Genomic DNA, 3784 nt, shown 5'->3' with positions numbered 1-3784 from the left:
CAACCATCACCGCCTCTACCATGAAGTTCCTCTTTTTCATGCCTCAGGCAATCGCAGAAGTTCAAACAGCTTTGAGTCCTTCCTTGCTGGTGTATTTCCCAGTGCCATCGCCAAGCAGATCGGGGATGCGACCAACTTCATGTTCGTCACCCCGTTGCTGGAAATAGTATCGACCGGCGGCTTTTTGATCCTGCGGGGCGTAGGGCTGTTCAACCCCGGGGGAAGATTGGTGCCAGGTTGCAGCCTTCTCTTGGAAGAGGAAGCGCATGGAAAAGAACAACCACGCCTGTCAAATGCGTGGTTGGTTCTCAGTATGACGTTGTTCTTTCCTGTTACTTCTGCTTGATATGAGCCAGGAACTCCTTGAATCCATCACCGTTATCCTGCGGTTCGTACTCAACAAGCGGGTAGTGTTCCATCACAAAGTCTATGTCCTTGTCTCCTCTGCCGGAAAGATTGACCAAAATCACCTTGTCCTTGGGCAATGTCTGAGCCAGCTTGATCGCATGGGCAACTGCATGGCTGGATTCAAGGGCGGGGATGATGCCCTCCATTCTGCTCAGCCCGTAGAAAGCTTCCACTGCCTCGCGGTCGGTTGCACTTTCGTAGATGACCCGCCCGATGGTATGCAGGTAACTGTGTTGGGGGCCGACACCCGGATAATCCAAACCACTTGCTATTGAGTACACCGGAAGAGCCTCTCCCTTGTCATCCTGGAGCAACAGGCTCTTGAATCCATGCAGGATGCCTACACTTCCCTTGGTAATGGTTGCAGCGTGATCGGGGGTGTCAAGACCCTTTCCTGCAGGCTCCACACCATAGAGTTTTACGTCCTTGTCGTCAAGGAAGGCACTGAAAATTCCCATGGCATTCGAACCACCGCCGACACAAGCGACAACCGCATCAGGGAGTGAATTGGTCATCTCCTGAATCTGCTTTCGGGCTTCAATGCCGACGACACTCTGGAAGTCACGAACCATCATTGGGAAGGGGTGGGGACCGACAACCGAACCAATGCAATAAATCTGGGTTACGGGATCCTGAAGATACGCCTCGAACGCTGCATCGACTGCATCCTTGAGCGTCTTGGTTCCCCTGGTCACCTCCACGACGGTCGCACCCAGAATCTTCATTCGGCTTACGTTCGGAGCTTCTTTCTTGATATCAATCGCACCCATGTAAATATCACACTCAAGACCGAGCAGGGCGGCTGCAGTGGCAAGGGCAACCCCATGCTGACCGGCACCGGTCTCTGCGATCACCTTCTTCTTTCCCAGCTTCTTGGCCAGCAGCGCTTCTCCGATACAGTGATTGATCTTATGTGCTCCGGTATGGTTCAGGTCCTCACGCTTGAGATAAATCTGAGCTCCTCCGACTGCTTCTGACAGCCGTCTGGCATGGTAGACCGGAGATGGACGTCCAACGTAATGTTTCTGGAGACTTGCCAGTTCGCTTAAAAATTCAGGGTCCTGTACGATCTGCTCATAGGCTTGGGTAATCTCGTCCATGACGGTCTGCAACTGGGGAGGAAGATAGGCGCCTCCAAATTCTCCGAAGCGTCCAGCTTGGTCGGGAAGATTGGTTGTATTGATTTCTTTGGTTATCGGGTTCTGCATGGGAATCTCCTTGTTGGATTCTGATGTTACTGTAGATAGAAACAGTCTGTCAACAGGGAATGCAAAAGTTTCTATAAAAAGAAACAATTCCCAGTGCAAAGAAAAACCCACAGGACTCATATGGCCTGTGGGCTTGCTCTTTGCTGCAGAAATGATATCTAGATTCCCAAAGCTTTCTTCACGGCTGCAGCATCGCGTACACCGACAGCCTTGTTTACTACCTTGCCGTCCTTGTAAAACAGAAGAGTAGGAATGGACTGTACGCCAAAGGTACCGGCAAGTTCGCCTTCCTCGTCTACGTTGACCTTGACAATCTTGGCCTGATTGGCGGTGATTTCCTTGTCCAGCTGCTCCAGGATGGTTCCCTGCATGCGGCATGGACCACACCAAGCCGCCCAGAAATCGACGACTACGGGGACAGTGCTCTTCAGGACTTCAGCTTCATATGTGCTCTTGGTTACATGTTTGATCATTCTATGCTCCTTGTTACTGTATACTATACAGGTGAATTCTTGTATCGTATAGATACATTACTACTTTTATTTGCTAACGGCAACTACTTGGGAGCGTTTTTTGATGCATCCGATCGTTGATTTGCATTGCGACACCATCTACGAACTCGCTCAAAAACAAAGTGGATGTCTCTGGGAAAACGAGGGACATGTCTCCCTCGCCTGGATGGACAAGGCTGGCAAAGTGACGACCTGCTTCGCCCTGTTCGTCGACAGCAAGCTTGGTGACTGCTGGCAGGCAGCCCAATACCTGCACCAGCGGTTCCTGCTGGAAATGCTGCGTAATCACGAACGGATCGTACAGGTCAGAACTGCAGATGAGGTGCGCACCTCTGCCCGCCATGGAGCAATCCTCAGCTGTGAGGAGCTGCAAATCCTGGAAGGGAAGCTTGAACGGATTGGGACGCTCGCCTCCTGGGGGGTTCGGCTTGCCACCCTGACATGGAACCATGAGAATGACTTCGGTTTTCCCCATCATCAAGTTGGCGGATTGAAAAGCCTTGGATTTGCAGCAATCGAGGAGATGGAGCGAAACAACATCCTGGTGGATGTCTCCCACCTCAACGACGAGGGCTTCTTTGACGCTGCCTCCATCGCCCGCAAGCCGCTCATTGCCAGCCACTCAAACTGCCGGACTGTGACCAATCACAGCAGAAACCTCAGTGACCACATGATCCGTGTCATCGCTGACAAGGGCGGGGTGGTGGGGTTGAATTTCTGCCCGTCGTTTCTCAGCGAGAATTGGAATACAAGCACCGTTGAAGCAATGGTACGCCATGCCGCTCATCTCAAACAGGTCGGCGGGAGCGCAGTGTTGGCATTGGGTACTGATTACGACGGCATTACAGGCGACATTGAGATCCCCCACTATGATGGATTGATCTTGTTGTGGCAGGCGTTGGAAAAGTCCGGGTTTACGGATTCCGATCTAGAGGGTATGTGGTATTCCAACGCTCTCAGGGTGCTTTCCTGAGGCTCTTGAGCAAGGTTTTATCCTCTTCTCCGACCAAGCGTGACTCTATGCACTTTTGGATGGCTTTGCGCCGAACCTGTTCGCCCAGGATGCCCGGATACAGATATGGCAGCGTCTTGCTTCGGCTGCTGCAGAATGCTGTGGCATAGGCCCATCCGAGGGCCATTACAACATAGTAGTGGGGATTGGAAACCGTGGCGAGTTCTTCCAGTGTTTGGTCGATCGAGGCAGCGTCAAGGTAGTAGTTCATCAAGCCTACAATGCCCAGCCTCTGGTCATAGGAATCTTGTTCACGAAGAAGTGAACACAAATACCGATAAAAGTCCGGTTCCTCTGTGAGATGGGAGAAGCATCCAGCAAGGTTGTCATTGGTCGCCCAACTCTCATTGAACGGCCTGAGCCTGTCCAAATACGAAAGGGCGGTTCGATACTCGAGCTTCAGCAAACCGAAAATCGAGAAACTGACTTGAATCTCTTCATACGACGGGTCTCGGTAGGAGAGAAAATCATCGAGAGCTTTGCTTTTTTCGCTCTTGGCCAACTCTTTTGCAAGGCTAGCAAGCTTGGGGGCACGTACACCGAGCACAGCACGGTCGCTTACCTTAAGTTTCTCGCTGAAAGCACGATACGAAGGCTCAGCAATCTCGCCGAGCCTTCGTTTGAGTTCCTGTTGATTCACAGAC

Annotated in this window: 5 protein-coding genes; 2 read left to right on the top strand and 3 right to left on the bottom strand. The window is 51.8% G+C overall.

Annotated features, from left to right (window positions below):
* Positions 1–346 (top strand): hypothetical protein (locus B3F49_RS10625; protein ID WP_293910920.1); only part of this gene is annotated, 346 nt, incomplete at its 5' end.
* Here B3F49_RS10625 and trpB read toward each other — a convergent pair.
* The gene (gene trpB / locus B3F49_RS10620; protein WP_293893392.1) at positions 333–1616 is read right to left on the bottom strand and encodes a tryptophan synthase subunit beta; all 1284 of its coding nucleotides are present in this window, start codon (positions 1614–1616) and stop codon (positions 333–335) included. The two genes, B3F49_RS10625 and trpB, sit on opposite strands and share 14 nt — an antisense overlap.
* 158 nt (positions 1617–1774) lie before the next feature.
* Complete coding sequence (gene trxA / locus B3F49_RS10615) at positions 1775–2089, bottom strand: thioredoxin (RefSeq protein WP_293910918.1); 315 nt, start codon at positions 2087–2089, stop codon at positions 1775–1777.
* A gap of 103 nt (positions 2090–2192) precedes the next feature.
* Between trxA and B3F49_RS10610 the strand changes: the two genes are divergently transcribed.
* A complete protein-coding gene (locus B3F49_RS10610; protein ID WP_293910916.1) occupies positions 2193–3101 on the top strand; it encodes a dipeptidase in 909 nt (302 codons plus the stop codon).
* Here B3F49_RS10610 and B3F49_RS10605 read toward each other — a convergent pair.
* Positions 3085–3784: DNA alkylation repair protein (locus B3F49_RS10605; protein WP_293910914.1), on the bottom strand; the 700-nt coding region annotated here is incomplete at its 5' end. The two genes, B3F49_RS10610 and B3F49_RS10605, sit on opposite strands and share 17 nt — an antisense overlap.

It is taken from the genome of Sphaerochaeta sp. UBA5836 (assembly GCF_002432845.1).
Classification (GTDB): Bacteria; Spirochaetota; Spirochaetia; order Sphaerochaetales; family Sphaerochaetaceae; genus Sphaerochaeta.
The sequence above is the reverse complement of the archived record's forward strand: the minus strand, read 5'-3'. Positions and strand labels throughout refer to the sequence as shown.

Excerpts from the sequence above, each read along its gene's own strand:
- trpB (WP_293893392.1), bottom strand. The coding sequence starts at position 1,616 with ATGCAGAACCCGATAACCAAAGAAATCAATACAACCAATCTTCCCGAC.
- B3F49_RS10610 (WP_293910916.1), top strand. The coding sequence starts at position 2,193 with ATGCATCCGATCGTTGATTTGCATTGCGACACCATCTACGAACTCGCT.
- trxA (WP_293910918.1), bottom strand. The coding sequence starts at position 2,089 with ATGATCAAACATGTAACCAAGAGCACATATGAAGCTGAAGTCCTGAAG.